This is a genomic window from Acinetobacter tandoii DSM 14970 = CIP 107469 (assembly GCF_000400735.1).
Classification (GTDB): Bacteria; Pseudomonadota; Gammaproteobacteria; order Pseudomonadales; family Moraxellaceae; genus Acinetobacter; species Acinetobacter tandoii.
This window is the reverse complement of record NZ_KE007367.1, coordinates 436316-456776: the sequence shown is the minus strand read 5'-3', so window position 1 is coordinate 456776 and position 20461 is coordinate 436316. Positions and strand designations below refer to the sequence as shown.

21 protein-coding genes are annotated in these 20461 nt (G+C 41.9%); 13 read left to right on the top strand and 8 right to left on the bottom strand.

The annotated features are described in order from the left end of the window. Positions 1-7: 7 nt before the first annotated feature. From benD to I593_RS11485, 7 genes are all read left to right on the top strand, one after another. Complete coding sequence (gene benD / locus I593_RS11515) at positions 8-793, top strand: benzoate diol dehydrogenase BenD (protein ID WP_016167749.1); 786 nt, start codon at positions 8-10, stop codon at positions 791-793. A gap of 53 nt (positions 794-846) precedes the next feature. Further along, a complete protein-coding gene (gene benE / locus I593_RS11510; protein ID WP_016167748.1) occupies positions 847-2067 on the top strand; it encodes a benzoate/H(+) symporter BenE in 1221 nt (406 codons plus the stop codon). A gap of 29 nt (positions 2068-2096) precedes the next feature. Next, positions 2097-2777, top strand: coding sequence for a 3-oxoacid CoA-transferase subunit A (locus tag I593_RS11505; RefSeq protein WP_016167747.1), 681 nt, complete (start codon positions 2097-2099; stop codon positions 2775-2777). A gap of 13 nt (positions 2778-2790) precedes the next feature. Then, positions 2791-3441 carry a 3-oxoacid CoA-transferase subunit B gene (locus I593_RS11500; RefSeq protein WP_016167746.1) on the top strand — a complete coding sequence of 217 codons (651 nt, stop codon included), beginning with the start codon at positions 2791-2793 and terminating at the stop codon, positions 3439-3441. Between the two features lie 452 nt (positions 3442-3893). Then, positions 3894-5099: a 3-oxoadipyl-CoA thiolase gene (gene pcaF, locus I593_RS11495; RefSeq protein WP_016167745.1), complete on the top strand. Its 1206-nt coding sequence runs from the start codon at positions 3894-3896 to the stop codon at positions 5097-5099. A gap of 61 nt (positions 5100-5160) precedes the next feature. After that, positions 5161-5937, top strand: coding sequence for a 3-oxoadipate enol-lactonase (gene pcaD / locus I593_RS11490; RefSeq protein ID WP_016167744.1), 777 nt, complete (start codon positions 5161-5163; stop codon positions 5935-5937). Positions 5938-6039: 102 nt separating this feature from the next. Then, positions 6040-6429, top strand: a complete 390-nt coding sequence (locus tag I593_RS11485; protein WP_042069079.1) for a hypothetical protein — start codon at positions 6040-6042, stop codon at positions 6427-6429. Positions 6430-6466: 37 nt separating this feature from the next. Here I593_RS11485 and I593_RS11480 read toward each other — a convergent pair whose 3' ends face one another. After that, positions 6467-7693, bottom strand: coding sequence for a CaiB/BaiF CoA transferase family protein (locus I593_RS11480; protein WP_016167742.1), 1227 nt, complete (start codon positions 7691-7693; stop codon positions 6467-6469). Between the two features lie 110 nt (positions 7694-7803). After that, positions 7804-9018, bottom strand: a complete 1215-nt coding sequence (locus I593_RS11475) for an acyl-CoA dehydrogenase (RefSeq protein ID WP_016167741.1) — start codon at positions 9016-9018, stop codon at positions 7804-7806. A 232-nt stretch (positions 9019-9250) separates the two neighbouring features. Between I593_RS11475 and I593_RS11470 the strand changes: the two genes are divergently transcribed. Together I593_RS11470 and I593_RS11465 are read left to right on the top strand one after the other, a co-directional pair. Next, on the top strand, positions 9251-10207 hold the full coding sequence (locus I593_RS11470; RefSeq protein ID WP_026441031.1) for a LysR substrate-binding domain-containing protein: 957 nt from the start codon (positions 9251-9253) through the stop codon (positions 10205-10207). A 30-nt stretch (positions 10208-10237) separates the two neighbouring features. Continuing rightward, complete coding sequence (locus I593_RS11465; protein WP_016167739.1) at positions 10238-10936, top strand: SIR2 family NAD-dependent protein deacylase; 699 nt, start codon at positions 10238-10240, stop codon at positions 10934-10936. A gap of 66 nt (positions 10937-11002) precedes the next feature. Here the strand turns inward: I593_RS11465 and I593_RS11460 are convergent, their stop codons facing one another. The 3 genes from I593_RS11460 to I593_RS11450 are packed head-to-tail and all read right to left on the bottom strand — an operon-like array spanning position 11003 to position 12997. Then, positions 11003-11782, bottom strand: coding sequence for a glutathione S-transferase N-terminal domain-containing protein (locus I593_RS11460; RefSeq protein WP_016167738.1), 780 nt, complete (start codon positions 11780-11782; stop codon positions 11003-11005). Between the two features lie 24 nt (positions 11783-11806). Continuing rightward, positions 11807-12319 (bottom strand): ribonuclease E activity regulator RraA, encoded by a 513-nt coding sequence (rraA, locus tag I593_RS11455; RefSeq protein ID WP_016167737.1) that lies wholly within the window; start codon positions 12317-12319, stop codon positions 11807-11809. A gap of 12 nt (positions 12320-12331) precedes the next feature. Next, positions 12332-12997 carry a Rossmann-fold NAD(P)-binding domain-containing protein gene (locus I593_RS11450; RefSeq protein ID WP_016167736.1) on the bottom strand — a complete coding sequence of 222 codons (666 nt, stop codon included), beginning with the start codon at positions 12995-12997 and terminating at the stop codon, positions 12332-12334. 215 nt (positions 12998-13212) lie between these two features. On the opposite strand from I593_RS11450, the gene rpsT reads away from it, so the two are divergent. Beyond that, positions 13213-13479 (top strand): 30S ribosomal protein S20, encoded by a 267-nt coding sequence (rpsT, locus tag I593_RS11445; RefSeq protein ID WP_016167735.1) that lies wholly within the window; start codon positions 13213-13215, stop codon positions 13477-13479. A gap of 120 nt (positions 13480-13599) precedes the next feature. Here rpsT and I593_RS11440 read toward each other — a convergent pair whose 3' ends face one another. The 3 genes from I593_RS11440 to I593_RS11430 form a co-directional block, all read right to left on the bottom strand. Further along, positions 13600-16293 carry a M66 family metalloprotease gene (locus I593_RS11440; protein ID WP_016167734.1) on the bottom strand — a complete coding sequence of 898 codons (2694 nt, stop codon included), beginning with the start codon at positions 16291-16293 and terminating at the stop codon, positions 13600-13602. 183 nt (positions 16294-16476) lie between these two features. Next, on the bottom strand, positions 16477-17211 hold the full coding sequence (locus tag I593_RS11435) for a phosphoglycerate mutase family protein (protein ID WP_016167733.1): 735 nt from the start codon (positions 17209-17211) through the stop codon (positions 16477-16479). A gap of 64 nt (positions 17212-17275) precedes the next feature. Next, on the bottom strand, positions 17276-18121 hold the full coding sequence (locus tag I593_RS11430; RefSeq protein WP_016167732.1) for a 3'(2'),5'-bisphosphate nucleotidase CysQ family protein: 846 nt from the start codon (positions 18119-18121) through the stop codon (positions 17276-17278). A 14-nt stretch (positions 18122-18135) separates the two neighbouring features. Between I593_RS11430 and I593_RS11425 the strand changes: the two genes are divergently transcribed. The 3 genes from I593_RS11425 (at position 18136) to recA (ending at position 20450) form a co-directional block, all read left to right on the top strand. Further along, on the top strand, positions 18136-18822 hold the full coding sequence (locus tag I593_RS11425; RefSeq protein WP_016167731.1) for an HAD-IA family hydrolase: 687 nt from the start codon (positions 18136-18138) through the stop codon (positions 18820-18822). Then, a complete protein-coding gene (locus I593_RS11420) occupies positions 18815-19255 on the top strand; it encodes an RNA-binding S4 domain-containing protein (RefSeq protein WP_016167730.1) in 441 nt (146 codons plus the stop codon). The genes I593_RS11425 and I593_RS11420 overlap by 8 nt, the downstream gene beginning before the upstream one ends. A 148-nt stretch (positions 19256-19403) precedes the next feature. After that, positions 19404-20450: a recombinase RecA gene (recA, locus tag I593_RS11415; protein WP_016167729.1), complete on the top strand. Its 1047-nt coding sequence runs from the start codon at positions 19404-19406 to the stop codon at positions 20448-20450. Positions 20451-20461: the final 11 nt, after the last annotated feature.

Sequence of the window (20461 nt, the reverse complement as noted above, 5' to 3'; positions counted from 1 at the left end):
TCAAAAAATGGCGTCAAATCAAAGATTCTTAAACAAAGTCGTGATTGTGACTGGTGCCGCTCAAGGCATTGGTCGTGGGGTTGCACTCCAAGTGGCTGAAGAAGGTGCACAAGTTGTCTTAGCTGATTTATCTGACTATGTAGATGAAACATTAGCAGAGATTGAAGCACATCAAGGTGATGCTATAACAGTCAAAGCCAATCTTGAAACTTTCGCAGGCGCACAAGCCATTGTAGCAAAAGCACTTGAAATCTATGGCCGTGTTGATGTACTCATCAATAATGTCGGTGGTGCAATTTGGATGAAACCCTTTGAAGAATTTTCTGAAGAAGAAATCATTAAAGAAGTCAATCGTTCATTATTTCCAACGCTATGGTGTTGTCGCGCTGTTTTACCTGAAATGATTAAAAATCAGAAAGGTACGATTGTAAATGTATCCTCTATAGCAACTCGCGGAATTAACCGCGTGCCCTATTCAGCATCCAAAGGCGGTGTCAATGCCCTCACCGCATCACTGGCATTTGAACATGCCAAAGATGGGATCCGAGTAAATGCAATTGCTACAGGTGGAACAGAAGCACCGCCACGTAAAGTACCACGCAATGCAAACCCTCTTTCCGAAAATGAAAAAGCGTGGATGCAACAAGTGGTCGATCAGACCATTGATCGTAGTTTTATGAACCGTTATGGCACGATTCAGGAACAAGTAAATGCAATTGTATTCCTTGCTTCAGATGATTCGTCATATATGACAGGTACAGTTGTTCCCGTCGGCGGTGGTGATCAAGGCTAATTGATCACTAAACAACTTTATATACAGGATCGTGTCTGCATGGAGGCAAATAAATGGCTACCCTGTTTAAAACCTTGAAAGAAGATTGGTCTATTTCAGCCACTGTCGCAGGATTTTTGGCAGTGCTGATTTCCTATTCAGGCCCACTTATTATCTTCTTTCAGGCTGCGCAACAAGCTCAGGTTTCCCCAACCATGATGATTTCATGGATTTGGGGTATTTCGATTGGGGCAGCTGTGGCAGGGATCTTCCTTTCCATTAAATTTAAAGTCCCTGTGATTACGGCATGGTCTGCACCGGGTACGGCTTTATTGGTCACCCTGTTCCCGAATATTAGCCTGAATGAAGCAGTTGCTGCCTACATCACCTCGGCTGTGGTAATTTTCCTTATTGGTATAAGTGGTTATTTCGATAAATTGTTGAAATGGATTCCTCAATCCGTTGCCGCAGGCATGATGGCAGGAATCTTATTTCAGTTTGGTTTAGGGTTATTTAGCGCAACTAATAGCATGCCAATTATTGTATTTAGCATGTTGTTTGTATTTTTAGTCGCAAAACGAATTTCCCCACGTTATAGCATGCTTTGGGTACTTCTTTCTGGTGTTTCATTGAGCTTTGGGCTTGGTGAAATGAATGCGGTGAGTTTAGATTTCCAACTTGCTATTCCTCAGTTGATCACTCCAGAATGGACTTGGCATTCCACCTTAAACCTTGCCCTGCCTTTGATTTTAGTCAGTCTGACGGGACAGTTTTTACCAGGCATGGCCATCATGAAACTCAGTGGTTATGACATACCTGCCAAGCCAATTATCACGACCACCAGTATTGCGTCATTGGCTGTCGCTTGTGTAGGTGGCATTACCATCGTTTTGGCATCGATTACCGCTGCGCTTTGTATGGGTAAAGATGCGCATGAGTTAAAGGAAAAACGCTACATCGCAGGGGTTGCCAACGGCATTTTTTATATTTTAGGTGGGCTGTTTGCAGGCAGTATCGTTCTGCTCTTCAGCTTACTGCCAAAAGAGCTTGTTGCAGCACTGGCTGGATTGGCCTTATTGGGCGCCATTTCAACCAATATCGCTGTTGCTATGAGGGATGAGCCTCAACGGGATTCCGCACTCATTACCTTTTTAGCTACGGCTTCAGGAATGCATTTTTTAGGCCTAAGTTCCGTTTTTTGGGGCATTGTGATTGGTTTATTCGCACATGTCATTTTAACCAAACGCCCTACTGAACCTACCACTATTTCATCCACTCAATCTAGTAAAAGTTAGTCCGACCTATATAGGGTCTAGGAAATATTATGATAGATAAAAGTGCAGCGACCTTAACGGAAGCGCTCTCCCAGATACAAGACGGCTCAACCATCATGATTGGTGGTTTTGGAACAGCAGGACAACCTGCTGAACTCATTGACGGGCTGATCAAACTTGGACGTAAAGACCTCACCATCGTCAGCAACAATGCAGGCAATGGCGATTATGGTCTGGCGAAACTGTTGAAAGCCGGTGCAGTGAAAAAAGTCATCTGCTCATTCCCGCGTCAGTCCGACTCTTGGGTTTTCGATGAACTCTATCGTGCAGGCAAAATCGAATTGGAATTAGTCCCTCAAGGCAATTTGGCCTGCCGTATTCAAGCCGCAGGCATGGGACTCGGTGCAGTCTTTACCCCTACAGGCTTTGGTACTTTATTGGCCGAAGGTAAAGAAACTCGTCACATCGACGGTAAAGATTATGTACTCGAATACCCAATCAAAGCTGACTTCGCTTTGATTAAAGCCCAACAAGGCGACCGTTGGGGCAATCTGGTCTACCGTAAATCGGCACGTAACTTTGGCCCAATCATGGCCATGGCAGCCAATGTGACCATTGCCCAAGTGTCTGAAGTGGTGGAACTCGAGACGCTTGATCCAGAACACATCATCACCCCAGGCATCTTCGTTCAACATGTGGTGCAGGTTCAGCCTGAACCTGTAGCTGTGTAATCGGGAGAACATCATGAGCTATCAAAAACTCAACCGCAACCAGATTGCTGAACGTGTGGCCCAAGATATTCCCGATGGAGCTTATGTCAATTTAGGTATTGGCTTACCCACCAAGATTGCCAGCTACTTACCGAATGACAAAGAGATCTTCCTGCATTCTGAAAATGGTTTATTGGCTTTTGGTCCACCACCTGCCGCAGGTGAAGAAGATCCTGAGCTGATCAATGCGGGTAAAGAATATGTGACCATGTTACAAGGCGGCGCCTTTTTCCATCATGGGGATTCGTTTGCCATGATGCGTGGTGGGCATTTGGATATTGCAGTCCTTGGTGCCTTTCAAGTCGCAGCCAATGGTGACTTGGCCAACTGGCATACTGGTGCACCCGATGCAATTCCATCAGTAGGTGGAGCGATGGATTTGGCCGTCGGCGCTAAAAAAGTGTTTATCACCACCGATCATGTCACCAAAAACGGTGAACCGAAGATTGTGGCTGAGCTGACTTACCCCGCCACAGGACAAAAGTGTGTTGACCGTATTTATACCGACCTGTGTGTGATTGATGTCACTGCGGAAGGGTTAAAAGTGATTGAGAAAGTCGACGGTCTAAGTTTTGCAGAATTGCAGGCCATGACGGGTGCTCCGTTGGTGGATGCGACACATTAACTGATTAGTTTGAAAATTTAATTGTTTGAATAAGGTCATTGCCTCGAATACTGGTTCAAGCAAAACGTTCCGTGTAGGCGATACCCTTACTTTTCAGAGATGAAAAGTAACAAAAATCTTTGTTGGGCTGATGGTATATCCATATACCAAAGTCCAACGGGCGGCATCCATGCCGCCATCGAGAAATACTGAATGGAACGCTTTGAATACGGTTCTCACTTCTTAAGATTTGGATTTTCCCCGTAATTCACTATCGTGACAGGCGACATGGATGTCGCTAAGTTGAACAGGGAGACAAGGAAGCCTCATCTGTTCAACAAAGGTTTTTGGTCACTTTTTTAAAAAAGTGACAAGAACGAGCTACTGGCATTTAACCGAACATGGTAAGACTCCATTGTGACTAGATACAGTTTATCTATCAGCAGAGTCCCGTTTCAAAGGACAAGATTAACATGAAAGACGCTTATATCATCGATGCCATCCGTACCCCATTCGGCCGTTATGCCGGTGGACTCGCCCCAGTCCGTGCCGATGACTTGGGTGCTGTGCCGATTCAAGCCTTAATGCAACGTAATCCAAGCGTGGACTGGAAACAAGTCGATGACGTGATTTACGGCTGTGCCAACCAAGCGGGAGAAGACAATCGCAATGTGGGGCGTATGTCGGCATTGTTGGCAGGCTTACCGGTTGAAGTTCCAGCCACCACCATCAACCGTCTATGTGGTTCATCGTTGGATGCGATTGCCATGGCAGCCCGTGCCATTAAAGCGGGTGAAGCGAACCTGATCATTGCAGGGGGTGTGGAAAGCATGTCGCGTGCACCCTTTGTGATGGGTAAATCGGAAACGGCTTATGGTCGTAGCCAGAAGATTGAAGACACCACCATGGGATGGCGTTTTATCAATCCGAAGCTGAAAGCCATGTATGGTGTAGAGACCATGCCACAGACTGCAGAGAATGTGGCACAACAATTTAAGATTGATCGTACAGATCAAGACCAGTTTGCCTTGACGAGTCAACAGCGCACAGCAACCGCGCAAGCTCAAGGCTTTTTTAAACATGAGATCATCCCTGTAAGTATTGCGCAGCGTAAGGGTGATCCGATTGTGGTGGATACCGATGAACATCCTCGTGCATCGACCACCTTGGAAGGTTTGGCGAAACTGAAGCCAGTCGTCACAGCAGAAGGCACCGTCACAGCGGGAAACGCGTCAGGCATCAATGACGGTGCGGCTGCTGTACTAATTGCTTCGGAACAAGCCGTCGAGCAATACCAGCTTCAACCACGTGCCAAGATTATTGCGTCTACGGCTGTGGGGGTTGAACCGCGCATCATGGGCTTTGCCCCAGCACCAGCGATTAAGAAGCTGCTGAAACAAGCTAATCTCAGCATCGAACAGATGGATGTGATTGAGCTGAATGAAGCTTTTGCGGCACAGGCACTGGCGGTTACCCGTGATTTAGGTCTGGCAGATGACACGACACAAGTAAATCCCAATGGTGGTGCGATTGCGATTGGTCATCCGTTAGGTGCATCGGGTGCACGTTTAGTCACCACGGCTTTAAACCAATTGGAACAAACGGGTGGAACCTATGCCTTGTGTTCGATGTGTATTGGTGTCGGTCAAGGTATTGCAATGATTATTCAGCGGGTTTAACAAATCATAACTATTTAAGATATTTCCCCTCCCTTTTTTAAAGGGAGGTCGGGAGGGATTTATGCCAACATTTATTTCAAATGATGCAACCATCAATTACGCAACTTTTGGTGATGCCACCAATCCTGCTTTGGTATTTTCCAATTCTTTGGGTACCAATTATGGCATGTGGCAGCAGCAGTTTAATGCTTTAAAAGAGCAGTTCTTTGTGGTGTGTTATGACACGCGTGGTCATGGTACTTCATCTACCCCGCAAGGTCCTTATAGCTTGCAACAATTAGGTGAGGATGTGATTCATTTGCTGGATCATTTACAGATTTCAAAAGCTGCATTTTGTGGCATCTCCATGGGTGGCTTAACCGGTCAATGGTTGGCGATTCATTATCCTGAGCGTTTTAGCCATGTGGTGGTATGTAATACGGCGGCTAAAATTGGTCAGGAGCAGGCTTGGCTGGATCGGGCGGCTTTGGTCAGATCTCAAGGTTTACAATCCATCGCGGACAGTGCAGCTTCGCGATGGTTTACAGTTCCCTTTATCCAAAGCAACGCGGCAACGGTTGCAACGCTTTCAAACGACTTAGGTGCTGGCAGCCCTGAAGGTTATGCGAGTTGTTGTGAAGCTTTGGCTAAAGCGGATGTTCGGGAACAATTAAAGACAATTACGGTTCCTGTGTTGCTTGTTGCAGGACAGCAAGATCCTGTGACAACGGTGGCGGATGCTGAGTTTATGCAGAGTCAAATTCCCAAGAGTCGGTTGGTAGAAATTGATGCATCGCATATTTCGAATGTGGAACAGCCAACGGCGTTTAATGAAGCTTTAAAACAGTTTCTTGTATAAGAATACCGTCCTCAAAGGCCTCACATTGTTGAGGCTTTTCTTTGTCTAAAATGTTTGTTTAAATACCGTCCACTAACTTCATAACCCCTAGAATTTATAAAAATGAAAAAATATTTTTTCAACTGTATTCTTATGCTTTCAAGTATGTCTGCTTTTGCAAATTCACAATTCGAAACCTACACCATCATTTATGGGGGTGGCGTAGATGATCTCGGACTTGGTTTAAAAGATCAGCAAGGAAAAGAATATCACGCTTATTGTAGTCAGCAATGTGGTGATTGGTTTGAGTTTGATCAAGACTCACTGGGTGAGAAACTCAAAAACCAATTCAAAGGTCGCCAAGCTGTAGTTGATCTGTCTTATGAAATTAATGCTGGACGCATTGTCGGGCCTGGTGATGAGGATGAGCTTTATTTTATAAAGAGCATCAAACTCATCGATTCAAATCAAAGAAAGCCTTGGTTAAACTTTTTTGATCTCAAACAGAATTAAATGCCCTTCTAGGTCATATTTTTAATAATTCATCTGCTTAGGCTATTTTACCATCAATCACACCCATTCCTTTTAACAGTCGTAATTCATGTTCCGCTTTAAATTGAGACAATACAGACATGGTATGTTCTCCCAATTGTGGCGGTGCATGATGGTATTCAACAGGTGTTTCAGACAATTTTATAGGCGAACCAATCATCTGAAACTCTGGATTAAGTAGATGTTGTATATTCACCACCATTTCCCGATGTTGAATTTGGGGTTCTTGCAGAGCTTCGGCAACAGAATTAATAAGCCCAACAGGGACTTTAAATGCATGAATCGCACTCACCCACGACTCTGCATTTTGCTGTACAAAATGAGCAGATAATAATTCAATAAGTACTTCACGGTGGCGTACTCGATCCTGATTTCGATTAAAACGCCCATCTTCCAATAGCGAGGTATAACCAATCGCAATACAGAAATCTTTAAACTGCTTATCGTTACCACAAGCGACAATAAATTCTTTATCTTTCGCGCTAAAAGTTTGATATGGAACAATATTCGGATGACTATTTCCCATACGCTTTGGAGATACACCCGTAGTGAGATAATTCATACCTTGATTGGCTAAACCTGCCACCTGAACATCCAGTAATGACAAATCAATATGTTGCCCTCGTCCAATCTGATGACGAGCCAATAGTGCAGCCTGAATGGCAATCGTGGCATATAAGCCTGTTTGAATATCGACCACAGCGACACCCACTTTTTGTGCGCCACACCCTGAATCTTCCTCTTCACCCGTAATACTCATCAGTCCAGACATACCCTGAATGATAAAGTCATAGCCTGGTTCAGCCGCACGTGGTCCTGTTTGTCCAAAACCTGTGATCGAGCAATAAACAAGATTCGGATTAATATCACTTAAAGTTTCATAATCCAGACTATATTTCTGTAATGAACCCGCTTTATAGTTTTCGATCACGACATCTGCCGTTTTGACCATTTCATGCAGAATAGCCTGTCCCTCTGAGCGTGTAATATCAATCGCGACTGAATATTTATTTCTATTGGCCGACTGGTAATAACCTGACTCACGCGTCTGTTCACCGTGAGCATCAAGCATCCATGGCGGCCCCCACATGCGAGTATCATCACCACATTGTGGACGCTCAATTTTAATGACTTCGGCACCGAGATCTGCCAAAATTTGCCCACACCATGGGCCCGCCAATACTCGGCTCAGATCCAAAACCCGAATTCCCTTTAACGCACCCATTATTTGCTCCTCAATCTTGCATTTTCGTTTTACTTTTGATTTACAAAGATGCATTTGCCCTTAAGATGCTCTTTCGAGCACCCTGATTTTGATCAAATGATTTTTTAAAATTAGAATGCAGCAATACCCGTCTGCGCACGACCAAGAATTAGTGCATGTACGTCATGGGTGCCTTCATAGGTGTTCACCACTTCTAAATTGACCAAATGTCGTGCGACACCAAACTCATCACTAATCCCATTTCCCCCCATCATGTCACGGGCTAAACGGGCAATATCTAAAGCTTTACCACAGTTGTTACGTTTGATTAGAGAGGTTCCTTCAACCGATGCAATCCCTTCATCTTTCATACGTCCAAAACGCAAAGCAACTTGTAACCCTAAAGCAATTTCAGTTTGCATATCAGCAAGTTTTTTCTGAATAAGTTGGTTTGCTGCTAAAGGGCGACCAAACTGTTTACGATCCATTGTATATTGATGCGCAGTATGCCAACAGAATTCTGCTGCACCCATCGCGCCCCAAGCGATACCATAGCGTGCGCTATTTAGGCAGGTAAATGGACCTTTCAAACCACGAATTTCAGGAAATGCATTTTCTTCTGGAACAAAAACGTTATCCATCACAATTTCACCTGTGATTGATGCACGTAAACCCACTTTGCCATGAATCGCAGGTGCCGAAAGCCCTTCCCAACCTTTTTCTAAAATAAAGCCACGAATGTCACCCACATGTCCTTCTTCAGACACTTCTTTTGCCCACACCACAAATACATCTGCAATTGGGCTATTGGTAATCCACATTTTCGCACCAGATAAGCGATAACCACCTGCTACTTTTTTAGCACGTGTAATCATGCTTCCTGGGTCTGAACCGTGGTCTGGCTCAGTTAAACCGAAGCAACCAATGTACTCACCTGATGCGAGTTTTGGTAAATATTGTTGTTTTTGCTGCTCTGTACCAAATTCGTGAATTGGCACCATCACCAAAGAACTTTGTACGCTCGCCATAGAACGGTAGCCTGAATCTACACGTTCAATTTCACGTGCAATTAAGCCATAACTCACATAATTTAAACCTGCACCGCCATATTGTTCAGAAATCGTTGGCCCCAATAAGCCCAGTTCTCCCATTTCACGGAAAATACCAGCATCAGTTCGTTCATAACGGAACTGCTCCAATACACGTGGCATTAACTGTTCCTGACAATAGGCATATGCCGTATCACGAATCATGCGCTCTTCTTCTGTGAGTTGCTGCTCAATTAAAAATGGATCTTTCCAATCAAATTGTACACGTGCCGCTTTTGTATTCACCATTTGGTTCATTACGCATCCTCTGCTAGGTCTTGTTATCTATAATGATGCTATGCTTGAACACAAAATAATTCAAACGATTAATTCGCATGCAGATATGCTTTAAACGCATATCTTGTTTATTTTTTTCACATTAAAAAAACAATAAATTGGTAAAAATGACATTTCTACAGTATGTTCTTATGATGCAATCTACATGCTTTATGCACTTTTGAAATATCCTAATGGCTGAATGACAAGACTAATGAGAAGAAAAATTCCCTCTATGCAGAGCTTACTCTGCTTTGAATCGGCTGCTAAACATGCCAGTTACACGCATGCAGCTTTAGAACTATCCATGACCCAAAGTGCAGTATCGCGTCAAATTCAGCAATTGGAAGAATTTTTAGATATTCAATTATTTACACGAACACGACATGGTATGGAACTGACCATTGCGGGTACACAATATTATACGGCGATAAAACCCTATTTACTCGGTTTAGAAAAATCCACACAAGAAGTCATGGCACATAAAGGTTTAGGAGGGACACTAAAACTCGGTGTTGTGCCGACCTTTGCTACTCGTTGGTTATTACCAAAACTCCATGGTTTTAATATGCGTTATCCTGAAATTACCATTCATTTGGAAACCAGTACTAAGCCTTTTTTATTTAATGACCATATGTTCGATGCAGCCATTTATGCAGGTACAGAGCAACAGATTGAACACTGGCCAAGCATCCAAGCCTATTTTTTAATGCATGAAGATGTTATCGCTGTTTGCTCACCTTCACTTATTTTGAAACATTTTCCAAACGCTGAAAAACTCACCCCATATAGCTATCATTTAAACCCAGAGCAAATTACGCAACTTCCTTTATTACAGCAAACCACACGACCTACTATTTGGCAGGAATGGTTTCAAGCCCATCAAATCGACCACCCTAAAGCCGACGAAGGACAACGACATGAGCTGTTTTCCATGCTCGCTGTAGCGGCATCACATTCGATGGGCGTTGCTTTAATTCCGCAAATGCTGATTGAACAAGAACTAAAAAATCAAACCTTGGTGATTACTAGTAGCAGTCCATTACCGAGTAATCGTGCATATTATTTGGTGCATTCTAGTCAAGCGCCATCAACTATTTTGAGCAAGTTTGTCGACTGGATTCAACATGAAGTAAAAATGATTTCAAACTTCACTTCAGTTGATACCTAAGCCCAAGAATAAGTAAACAATGAGGAAATCATGCAAAACTTAGTGGTATTTTCAGGTGCTGGTATGAGTGCCGAAAGTGGTATTCAAACCTTTCGTGATCACGACGGCCTCTGGGAAAATTACAACATTGAAGATGTCGCCACACCTGAAGCTTGGGCAAGAAACCCGCAGTTGGTTCAAGATTTTTATAACCAACGACGTAAACATATTTTACACGCTCAACCGAACCGTGCTCATCAACTGATTGCCCAATTACAGCAGCACTATCATCTCAATGTCATTACACAAAATATTGATGATCTGCATGAACGTGCAGGTAATGACAATGTATTACATTTACATGGCAATATTCGCTTCGCCAAGAGTTCTGGGCCCCATGCCGAATATGCGACTGAGTTTTACCCTATAGAAGGCTGGGAACTTAATTTAGAAACAGATCGTTGCCCTTTAGGCTACCCACTACGACCGCATGTGGTCTGGTTTGGTGAGGCTGTACCTGCTTATGCCGAGGCACAAAAAATTGTACAACACGCAGATATTTTTATTGTGATTGGCTCAAGTTTAGAGGTATATCCTGTTGCAGGACTAATCCATGAAATTCCACTACACTGTAAAGCATATTATATTGACCCTAAAGCGCATCAACAAACCATGCCTCCGCAATATCAGCTTATTGCACAAACCGCAACCGAAGGCATGCAACAATTATTCACGCTATTGACCACTTAAACCTAACACTCAAATTAAACTATTATCCATTATCTAATCCGAGTTCAAGTTTTTATACCTAGGATTCTAAGCACCATATTGCTTTTTAAGGTAGTTGACGATTTTTGCCGATTCAAACATCCTTACTTGTGTATTTGGGTCAACTAAATATGGCACTTGAATATCACGTCCCATCAACAGCATTACCTTTTCACGTTTACCCTCTTTAATTGGGATATACTTTCCTGGCTTTAAGCGTAATACAGCAGGTCCCATATCTTGCCAGCGCTCTTTTGCCACATTATGAAATATAAATGGCAGCTCTAATTCCGTTAATACACCTCGAACGACACGGGTAAATGGGCTCGCCTCAAATCCCCATAATTCAAGCAACTGCTGCGGTGCTTCACGGTTGACAATACGTTGATCCACCCAAACACCACGCGCGCCATTGATAATAGTTCCAGCAAGTGCCATAACAGGAATTTTGGGATAATGCGCAAATTTTTTCGGTATTTTCCCTGTTCGCCCATAATGTTCAAATAGATGATGAATAATGTCTTGGGACTCATACATCTGCGTTGAAGTATTATCATCAATGAAGAAAGGAAATTGTTTTTTTCCACCTAATTGCTTTACGATTTTACGATATTTTGTTCCACCTTTTGGACATGGATAAACTTCATAATCCAGATTCAATAAAGTTAAAACTTCACGCACACGGCGACAAAATGGAGAACCTTCAAATTCATAGAGTTTCAATGATTTCTCTGGTTGCTTTGGAAAAGCTGTACCAGAGACTCCTCGACCACCTTCCACAAATGATGAAGCCAAAGCTTGAATGACTTTTATTTGATGATTCACCATATTTTGTCCTTATTTTTAATGGTCTTATAGTTCGACCAATGGTTCTTTAGCCACCACAATGCCATTATTATCGGCATAAATGTAATCGCCAGATTGAATACTTACCCCACCAAAATAGAGCGGAATATCCGTTTCGCCTATGCCTTTACGATTACTTTTTTGTGGAATTGCAGCCAATGCATGTACACCCAAATCTAATTCTGCAATGGCATCCACATCACGAACACATCCATAAATAATCACGCCATTCCAATGATTTTTAACTGCTGACTCAGCAATCAGATCCCCCATCAAGGCACAGCGCATTGAAGCTCCCCCATCTACAACGAGCACCTTACCAGCACCTTCAGTCGCTAAAAGCTCTTTGACTCGCGAGTTATCTTCAAAACATTTGACCGTCACCACCTGACCGCCAAAACTTTTGCGCGCCCCATAGCTTTTAAAAAATTTACCGTCAATCGATGGAGTAACCACCTGAAGTTCTTTTTCAGGGTTATCGTCTAATAAATCACAAGTTACAAAAGGAACTGTTGTCACATCATTCTCCATTTATTTGGCTTTTTGTATGCGTAAATTATCATAAATTTCAAACTTTTCAGTTTGATATTGAGCTGCCACGACCATAGTATGAGCCACTTGTTCCGCAGTCACTGGCTTATATTTAAAAGAATCTGGAACCAAATGCGACATCTTCTGATATAAGCGCTGAGTAGCGCCTTCTAGCAACCGTTGTTCTGATCGCTCACCCAACAATAAAGAAGGTTGTAGTATTGAAGTCTTCGCTAAACCCAATTCACGAATATGCTGTTCTAACTCACCTTTAACGCGATTATAAAAAATTGGTGATTTCGAATTGGCGCCAAGTGCACTCACCAACAAGTAATGTGTTTCTAATCCATCAAATAAATCTGCAAAATGTGCATTTATTTCATAATCAATATTATAAAACTGCGCTTTTGAGCCTGCTTTTTTTAAAGTTGACCCCAAACAACTAAATGCATGAGTATGACCATGCACATCCTCATCATTTAGTAACAAAAAATCTTCCAGTACAAATTGATGGACTTTTTCCAACTGACTTAACTCAACATCGTAATGTCGCACCACTGCCGTAATTTGTTCACAACTGCTTAATTCATTTAATTGTTTTATTAAGGCCCGACCTACAAGACCTGTTGCACCAATCACAATTGCATTTTGAATCGAATTTATCATTTTTTGACCGTTCTCCATGTTTTATGAGTAATCTAACGTTTTCTTTAACATTTTTCTGCATCTAAAATGTTGTCAAAGCATGTCAAGACTTGACTTCGTAGTCGTGTTTAATCAAAATATGGCACTTGTTTACGGGCTGGTGATAGTTCTACTGATGTTGGTTTTCAGTATGAATTTCAGCCCGCCCAGACCAATCTAATTCAAGGAGTGCACGAGTGGCAAACTCTGCTCAAGCAAAAAAACGTGCTCGTCAAAACGTTAAAGCACGTAAACACAACGCAAGCTTGCGTTCTATGGTTCGTACCTACATCAAACGCACAGTAGCTGCTATCGCTGCTGGTGACCATGCAGTTGCTACAGAAGCTTACAAAAAAGCTGTTCCTGTAATTGACCGTATGGCTGATAAAGGTATCATCCATAAAAACAAAGCAGCTCGTCATAAGAGCCGCTTAAATGCACAAGTTAAAGCGTTAGCTAACTAATTTGTTGTATTAAAAAAAGCCCATCTGGGCTTTTTTTACATCTATAGCTTTATAATTCAACCTATAAATTCTAACAAGATATCAAATGCACTCCCCCACATCAGTGAAGGAGCGCAAACTTTAATTTACCAGTACAGCTAAGTTTTTAGGCTTTAAATACGATAAAATTAAATTATTATTCGGAGTCAACATACTCCACTTCTGATTCGCGCCATTTGTACAAGAATAACGGATTAAATCAGCACGATTATCAACCAAATATCCACGATTCAAATCAAAACACTGATTGCCTTGACGAATAGACTGAGTATCTGCTGCCATGATCCAGACTTGGCTGCTTAATTGCGTTGAGCACGTAGTAAGTGTAATTTTTCCACCACTTCCATTACTGGTTAAACATTGATCCACAGCCCATTTACTATGAATACGCCCCAAACCATCTAAAATCCATTTCTCCGAGTCATCACCCGTACACCCCGTTGGACCACTAATATAAGGATTATATTGCCCCGAAGTTGTTTTCTCCACTTTCAAGCAATTAGTTCTATTCAGCAAAGTACTTTGTTGATTCAGTAAAGAGTCCGTTTCTAAACCCAACTGCTGAATAAATGAAGCCAAAGCAGATTTAGCTGCTACATTATTTGCAGCTAAATCCTGTGCATACACATTCATCCAACGGTTTAAACGATAAATTTTTTGCTGTTGGTCAGAATATTGTGCAAGTACTTGCTGAGCAGTGGCAGATAGCCCTTCTTGATTAGTTCGATAAGAATCGTACAGTAATTTATTTTGCGTAGATAAAGCTACGATTGGTTTACCATTTTGAGCCTCTAATTCTTGTTCTAAATTTGGTAATTCAATTTTACGTAAAGCATCATAGCCATTTTCACGACCAATTTTCACCGCAGGCCTCATCGCTTCAGCATAGGTCGGAATATCAATACTAGAAAGCAATTTTTCAGCCTGATTGGCTTTTTTACAATACAAATCGACGTGCTGGGGCTGATCAGAAATCGCCAGATTGACGTGTAATTTATTTGCAGGACTATTCGTCGAATCCATGCGATTCGGCGCCAATCCAACAGTCTTATTACCACTTACCGAACGAATATTGAGCCAACACGCTGCTTGAGTTACTGCCGTATTTGCTTCAGGCAAATCAAACACATTACCCCAGTTACTTCGTGCCGCTGGATACAATAAACCCACCTGATTTTCAGGGTCATATCCACCTAAAATTGTATATACAGGAACACCGAATAAACGAGGTTTCAGATAATTACAATCTGTTCGGTTATACCAAACTTTTGATGAGCTAGGGACACGGGGTTGCACAACTTCCATTTTACGGGTTGTTGCATTCCACTTTGTATAGCCTGTACTCGAATTTGCATCCCAGATATAGCGGTTGAAATGTGGTTGTATCTTGGTTGATGTACTATATCCCGTATAGTGAGTATAACGTGAAATTGAGCTAGCCGTTGCACCACCAGCCATAGCATCCCAACCATAAGGGTAAAGTTTTAGAAAATTTGGAACACCATTAGCGCCATCACCTAAACTGGTCGATTTCCAGTTAAGATTACCGCGCATTTTATTACGGAAAGAAATATAGCCCCATCCGCTGTCTGCATGGTGTGCTGACCAGAAATAATTGGTCGGCTGTCCTTCAACCGAGACCGAACCGGGGTAATGACCTAGGCCATAATGATGTCCGATTTCATGGCTAAACTCATTACCAATCGAATCAATCAGCGTCAACATACCATTACCACCACTCAAACCGTGGTTTTGAATACCATTGGTATATTGACCACGTGCATGATGCACAATCACACTTTCAGTGAGTTGAGGTTGTTCCTGACTTGCCATTGAAGCACTCGTCACACCCCAGTTAGCCAAATTAATACCAACACTAAAAGTCGATTTCGCAACATTTTCGCGCATATCACCCGAATATACACCGCCCTCTACCGCGCTACTGGTGTCATAAATGGTTCCATTCGCGACCATGACTCGATTTAGCTTCATGTCATCATATTTCGCGACAATCATTTCTGAGGCAGGAATGGTTTGAAAATAATCCGTGCCCGCCTTTTCAGGTTCAAGCAACATATAATGCCCTGTAGAAACAGGTGGATCTGTGAGCAGACCTAAACGGATATTATTCAATACCAATACGCCAGGTGCAGCAAAGTCAATTTGAGTTTCCAGCAACTCTCCCACACGACCTGACCCATCAACAAATTTGAGTTTCAGGCCAGGTTTTACTTCATTCCAATTTAACTTAGCTGACCAAGCTCGCTTACTGTAAAGCACCTGTGGTCGTTGATCCTGATTACTCTGATCTGAAAGTGGGATTTGTGATGGATCATCCAGCTTAACTTTCCGTACAAATAAACCATCCTGATATATTTCAATCTCTAAGCTCTGTATATCACCCATTGCACTAGTAGGGGTAAGCAACAATAATGCCTCACGTTCAGAGGTAAGTCGGGGCATTTTTTTAGCTTCATTGCCACTCGGATCAACTACATGCGCTTGCGCAAATTGAACCATACCCTGAAATGAACCTGTCAAATCAGAACGAATTACTCGCGTTGCAGAAGTTGCATCATAATCATAAAAACCAAACGTATCCTCATCCAATACATCTTTTGTTGGCTCAGGATATACAGGCTCACTCGGTGCGGTATCAACAGATGAATCTGGATTTTTAGAGCCTCCTCCAGCGGAGTCTCCTCCTCCACCGCCACATGCTGACAATAATATAGAGGCAATACACACACTCAGAACATGCGAATGGTAATTCATCACATTTTTCACAAAAACCCCCAATTGTTATAAATTCCAAAATGCAAATGTAAAATAAATCATTAAAAAACATGATCTTATTTTAAATAATATATTATACTTTTATAAAATACAAAAATTGAGAATAATGAAAGACATATCTGATCTAGCAGATATTTTAAAATTTAGGTTAATTCAGTTCTTTTAATGATGCTGATTGAACTGTCGAATATTCAACTCATGTAATTCACCACGCCAAATCCATTTTAGTTTTGAATCTAAAAACTCATCTCCCTCAAACCAAACAAATAATCCTTCCATCATTTGTGGCCAGTCTTCTTGAGTAATTACATTTCGACCTGAAATTACCGCAATAATTGCAGAAATAATGGTATCGTGACTTACTGCCAGACTAAGCCCATTATGCTGCTGTGGATGTGTGTTATAAATTAATTCAAGCACATCCACCACACCTCGTATCGGGTGTTTCATGCCCGGTAAAGCGTTATTTACAAAGCTATTGATAAAGCCTAAAGCTCCCTGTTCACGAAAATAGGGACCTGCCTGTTTAATATCAAGCACAAAACTGCCCGGCTCAACTAAGAGCCCTTGTTGTACTATTTCGATATGATGCGTATTGCTTTGCAGACTAATTGAATCTGCACCTTGAATCATTAAAGCAGCCGTATCCACACAACGTTGAATAGGACTCGATATACAATGTTGAATAATTCGACCTGTTTGAGCAATTAAATGTCCGCCCCATGCTAACGCCAAATCACGCCCTTGCGGTGTTAGCTGCAAATCATAACCAGCCAAGCCTTGCCCGCTCACCATTTCGCGAATGGAATGCCGTGTAAATAATGTGACTGGAGTATGTGTATCTGGCAATAAATCGATTGCTTTTAGCATACTATGTGGGAGTCGTTCTAATGCCATAAGACCATCATTCTTCCGTCGAGCTTACACTATAACATTTTAATTTTTTTGCTCAATGCTTACTCTACATTGCCGCAAGTGCTTGTAATGCGAGTTCTTTCATCTCTGCATTCCGATACGCAATAAAACCACCATTCAACAGAGTTTCTCGTTGATTATAAACAAATGGTCGCCCTTTGAAATCGACCAATCCGCCACCAATTCGCTCAATTAAACATTGTCCTGCACTGGTATCCCATTCGCTGGTTGGATGGAACCGTGGGTAAATATCCACCTTATGTTCCAAGATCATACAAAACTTATAGGCACTACCTGCTTTAAATACATCATAGGCAGCCAGATCTTTCAGCACATCTAAATACGCCATATATTCAGACTTATGCTGTGTACTTTGACTTAAACCTATATGCACAGGTGTAGTTATTGCTTGTTCCAATTCATATACAGACCACCGCTGACTGTTGAGATTTAACTTCAATGGCATCCCTTGCCTAGGGCAAAAGTACATCACCTGCTCAGCAGGAATTGCCAAAACTGCAAAAACCGTATGCACACCCTCAACCAGACTTAAATTGATCGTGAACTCAGGACGTTTATGCAAAAACTCTTTGGTACCATCTAAGGGATCGAGCAACCAAAACCGATGCCATTGCTGGCGTTGATCATACTCACCTTCTTCTGACAGCAGGGGGATATCTGAATATTGCTGTGCCAAGGCTTCTGTAATATATTGATTCACTCTGAAATCTGCCTGAGTGACAGGTGAATCATCATGCTTTTGGGTGATATCAAACTGCTCACCAGCACAATAGCGTTGATATTCTTCTCGCAAAATTTCGCACGCTTGTGTCACAATGGGCACAAGCTGCAAGATCATTGCGTCTTGCGGTGCTGTTGTTGTTTTAAACATAGATCACCTTATATATGTCGAACTTTTCTCAAAAACCGACCATTATCTTTGATATGGACGGAACCTTACTCGATCTTGCTTATGATGACCTGATTTGGAATCAGCTTGTGCCCATTCAGTATGCTGAAGTGCATCAATGTTCGATCGAACAAAGTAAAGAAGTCCTATTCCAATTCTATCAAGAACATAGCCACACTTTAAACTGGTATTCTTCACATTTTTGGTCGACTAAAGTCGGCTTTGATGTGCTTGCATTACAAAAAAAGCAGCAACATAAAGTAAGCCGCCGTGAAGGCTGTATTGAATTATTAGAATATCTCAAAGCCAACCATTATCCATGTTGGTTAGCCACAAATGCTGACTGTGCCAGTCTAAAATTTAAACTTAAGCAAACAAGTATTGAGCAATATTTCGATGTGATTGTGAGCAGTGAAACACTAGGGCACGCCAAAGAATTTACTGCATTCTGGGAAAAGTTACACCAATTGCATCCTTTTGATGCGCAGCAAACTTATTTTATTGATGACACTGAAAAAGTTTTATTGGGTGCACAAAAATTTGGACTACAGCATTTGATTACGATCCAACAGCCCTCATCTACAGGGTTAATACGTGAGAATTCCAATTTCCCAATGATTAATAGACTCACAGACCTAATCCCTTTACTTGAACAAGCTGAGGAACAAAAGCAATATGCCTAAAGCAGAGCAAAATCTTCCTGTCGAAACTGTACGTATCGACAAATGGCTATGGGCTGCACGTTTTTTTAAAACTCGAAGCATTGCTAAGTCTGCAATTGAAGGCGGCAAAGTCCATTTCGATGGAGAACGCGTCAAAGTTTCTAAAGAAGTCCGTGTAGGCATGGAACTTACCATCCAACAAGGTTTCGAGAAAAAAACTGTGATTATTAAAGCTATTTCTAATATGCGTGGCCCTGCTCCTATTGCTCAGCAATTATATGAAGAAACTGAAGTCAGTTTAGCAAAAAGAGAATTGCTTGCATCGCAAAGAAAATTGCATAATCTTGCTCGACCTGATCATCGACCTTCGAAAAAAGATCGTCGACAAATCAGTAGATTTAAACAAGAAAATGATCAGCAATTTGACCAACATTGGTCATATAATGATGATTAAATTAGTCGCGTCATGTTGTGTCGCACAAGATACAATAGGCATAGAATAACAGAAATAATTCTGTCACTATACTGAAGTGGAAAACGTTTGTAATGTAAGACATCCACTTTAGGTTAAAAGTAAAGTGACAAAGTTTTGAGGTTGTAAGATGGATGAGAATAAAAGTAAGGCACTCAATGCTGCCCTAAGCCAAATTGAAAAACAGTTTGGTAAAAATACAGTTATGCGCCTTGGTGACAATACAGTACAAGCTGTTGAAGCCGTTTCAACAGGTTCATTGACACTCGATATTGCACTAGGTATTGGTGGCTTACCAAAGGGTCGTATTGTTGAAATTTACGGTCCAGAATCTTCAGGTAAAACCACCATGACATTACAAGCGATTGCGCAATGTCAAAAGGCCGGTGGTACTTGTGCTTTCATCGATGCTGAACATGCACTTGATCCACAATATGCTCGCAAGCTTGGTGTTGATATTGACAACCTCTTAGTTTCTCAACCAGACCATGGTGAGCAAGCACTCGAAATTGCAGACATGCTAGTACGTTCTGGTGCAATTGACTTAATCGTAGTCGACTCTGTTGCAGCACTTACACCACGCGCTGAAATCGAAGGTGAAATGGGCGATTCACACATGGGGCTACAAGCGCGCTTAATGAGCCAAGCCTTACGTAAAATTACAGGTAATGCGAAGCGTTCGAACTGTATGGTGATCTTCATTAACCAAATTCGTATGAAGATTGGTGTGATGTTTGGTAGTCCTGAAACTACAACTGGTGGTAACGCATTAAAATTCTATGCTTCTGTTCGCCTTGACATTCGCCGTGTTGGTCAAGTTAAAGAAGGTGACGAAATTATAGGTTCAGAAACCAAAGTTAAAGTGGTTAAAAATAAAATGGCGCCTCCATTTAAAGAAGCTCTTTTCCAGATTCTTTATGGTAAGGGCGTTAACCAGCTAGGTGAATTGGTTGATCTTGCTGTTCAACAAGACATCATTCAAAAAGCAGGTGCTTGGTATTCTTATCAAGGGAACAAAATCGGTCAAGGTAAAAACAATGTCATTCGCCACCTTGAAGAAAATCCACAATTGGCACAAGAAGTGGAACGCATTATCCGTGACCAATTATTAACAACGGGCGGTGTTGTAGAAGACAAAGAAGAAGAGGATGAATCTGACCTCTTGCTCGATGCTTAAAGCATCTGCCT

Coding starts and splice junctions, on each gene's coding strand:
- I593_RS11500 (WP_016167746.1), top strand. CDS start 2,791: ATGAGCTATCAAAAACTCAACCGCAACCAGATTGCTGAACGTGTGGCC.
- pcaF (WP_016167745.1), top strand. CDS start 3,894: ATGAAAGACGCTTATATCATCGATGCCATCCGTACCCCATTCGGCCGT.
- I593_RS11480 (WP_016167742.1), bottom strand. CDS start 7,693: ATGGGTGCGTTAAAGGGAATTCGGGTTTTGGATCTGAGCCGAGTATTG.
- I593_RS11475 (WP_016167741.1), bottom strand. CDS start 9,018: ATGAACCAAATGGTGAATACAAAAGCGGCACGTGTACAATTTGATTGG.
- I593_RS11425 (WP_016167731.1), top strand. CDS start 18,136: ATGTCGAACTTTTCTCAAAAACCGACCATTATCTTTGATATGGACGGA.
- I593_RS11485 (WP_042069079.1), top strand. CDS start 6,040: ATGAAAAAATATTTTTTCAACTGTATTCTTATGCTTTCAAGTATGTCT.
- recA (WP_016167729.1), top strand. CDS start 19,404: ATGGATGAGAATAAAAGTAAGGCACTCAATGCTGCCCTAAGCCAAATT.
- I593_RS11460 (WP_016167738.1), bottom strand. CDS start 11,782: ATGGTGAATCATCAAATAAAAGTCATTCAAGCTTTGGCTTCATCATTT.
- I593_RS11430 (WP_016167732.1), bottom strand. CDS start 18,121: ATGTTTAAAACAACAACAGCACCGCAAGACGCAATGATCTTGCAGCTT.
- benD (WP_016167749.1), top strand. CDS start 8: ATGGCGTCAAATCAAAGATTCTTAAACAAAGTCGTGATTGTGACTGGT.
- benE (WP_016167748.1), top strand. CDS start 847: ATGGCTACCCTGTTTAAAACCTTGAAAGAAGATTGGTCTATTTCAGCC.
- I593_RS11470 (WP_026441031.1), top strand. CDS start 9,251: ATGAGAAGAAAAATTCCCTCTATGCAGAGCTTACTCTGCTTTGAATCG.
- I593_RS11435 (WP_016167733.1), bottom strand. CDS start 17,211: ATGGCATTAGAACGACTCCCACATAGTATGCTAAAAGCAATCGATTTA.
- I593_RS11505 (WP_016167747.1), top strand. CDS start 2,097: ATGATAGATAAAAGTGCAGCGACCTTAACGGAAGCGCTCTCCCAGATA.
- pcaD (WP_016167744.1), top strand. CDS start 5,161: ATGCCAACATTTATTTCAAATGATGCAACCATCAATTACGCAACTTTT.
- I593_RS11465 (WP_016167739.1), top strand. CDS start 10,238: ATGCAAAACTTAGTGGTATTTTCAGGTGCTGGTATGAGTGCCGAAAGT.
- I593_RS11450 (WP_016167736.1), bottom strand. CDS start 12,997: ATGATAAATTCGATTCAAAATGCAATTGTGATTGGTGCAACAGGTCTT.
- I593_RS11420 (WP_016167730.1), top strand. CDS start 18,815: ATGCCTAAAGCAGAGCAAAATCTTCCTGTCGAAACTGTACGTATCGAC.
- I593_RS11440 (WP_016167734.1), bottom strand. CDS start 16,293: ATGAATTACCATTCGCATGTTCTGAGTGTGTGTATTGCCTCTATATTA.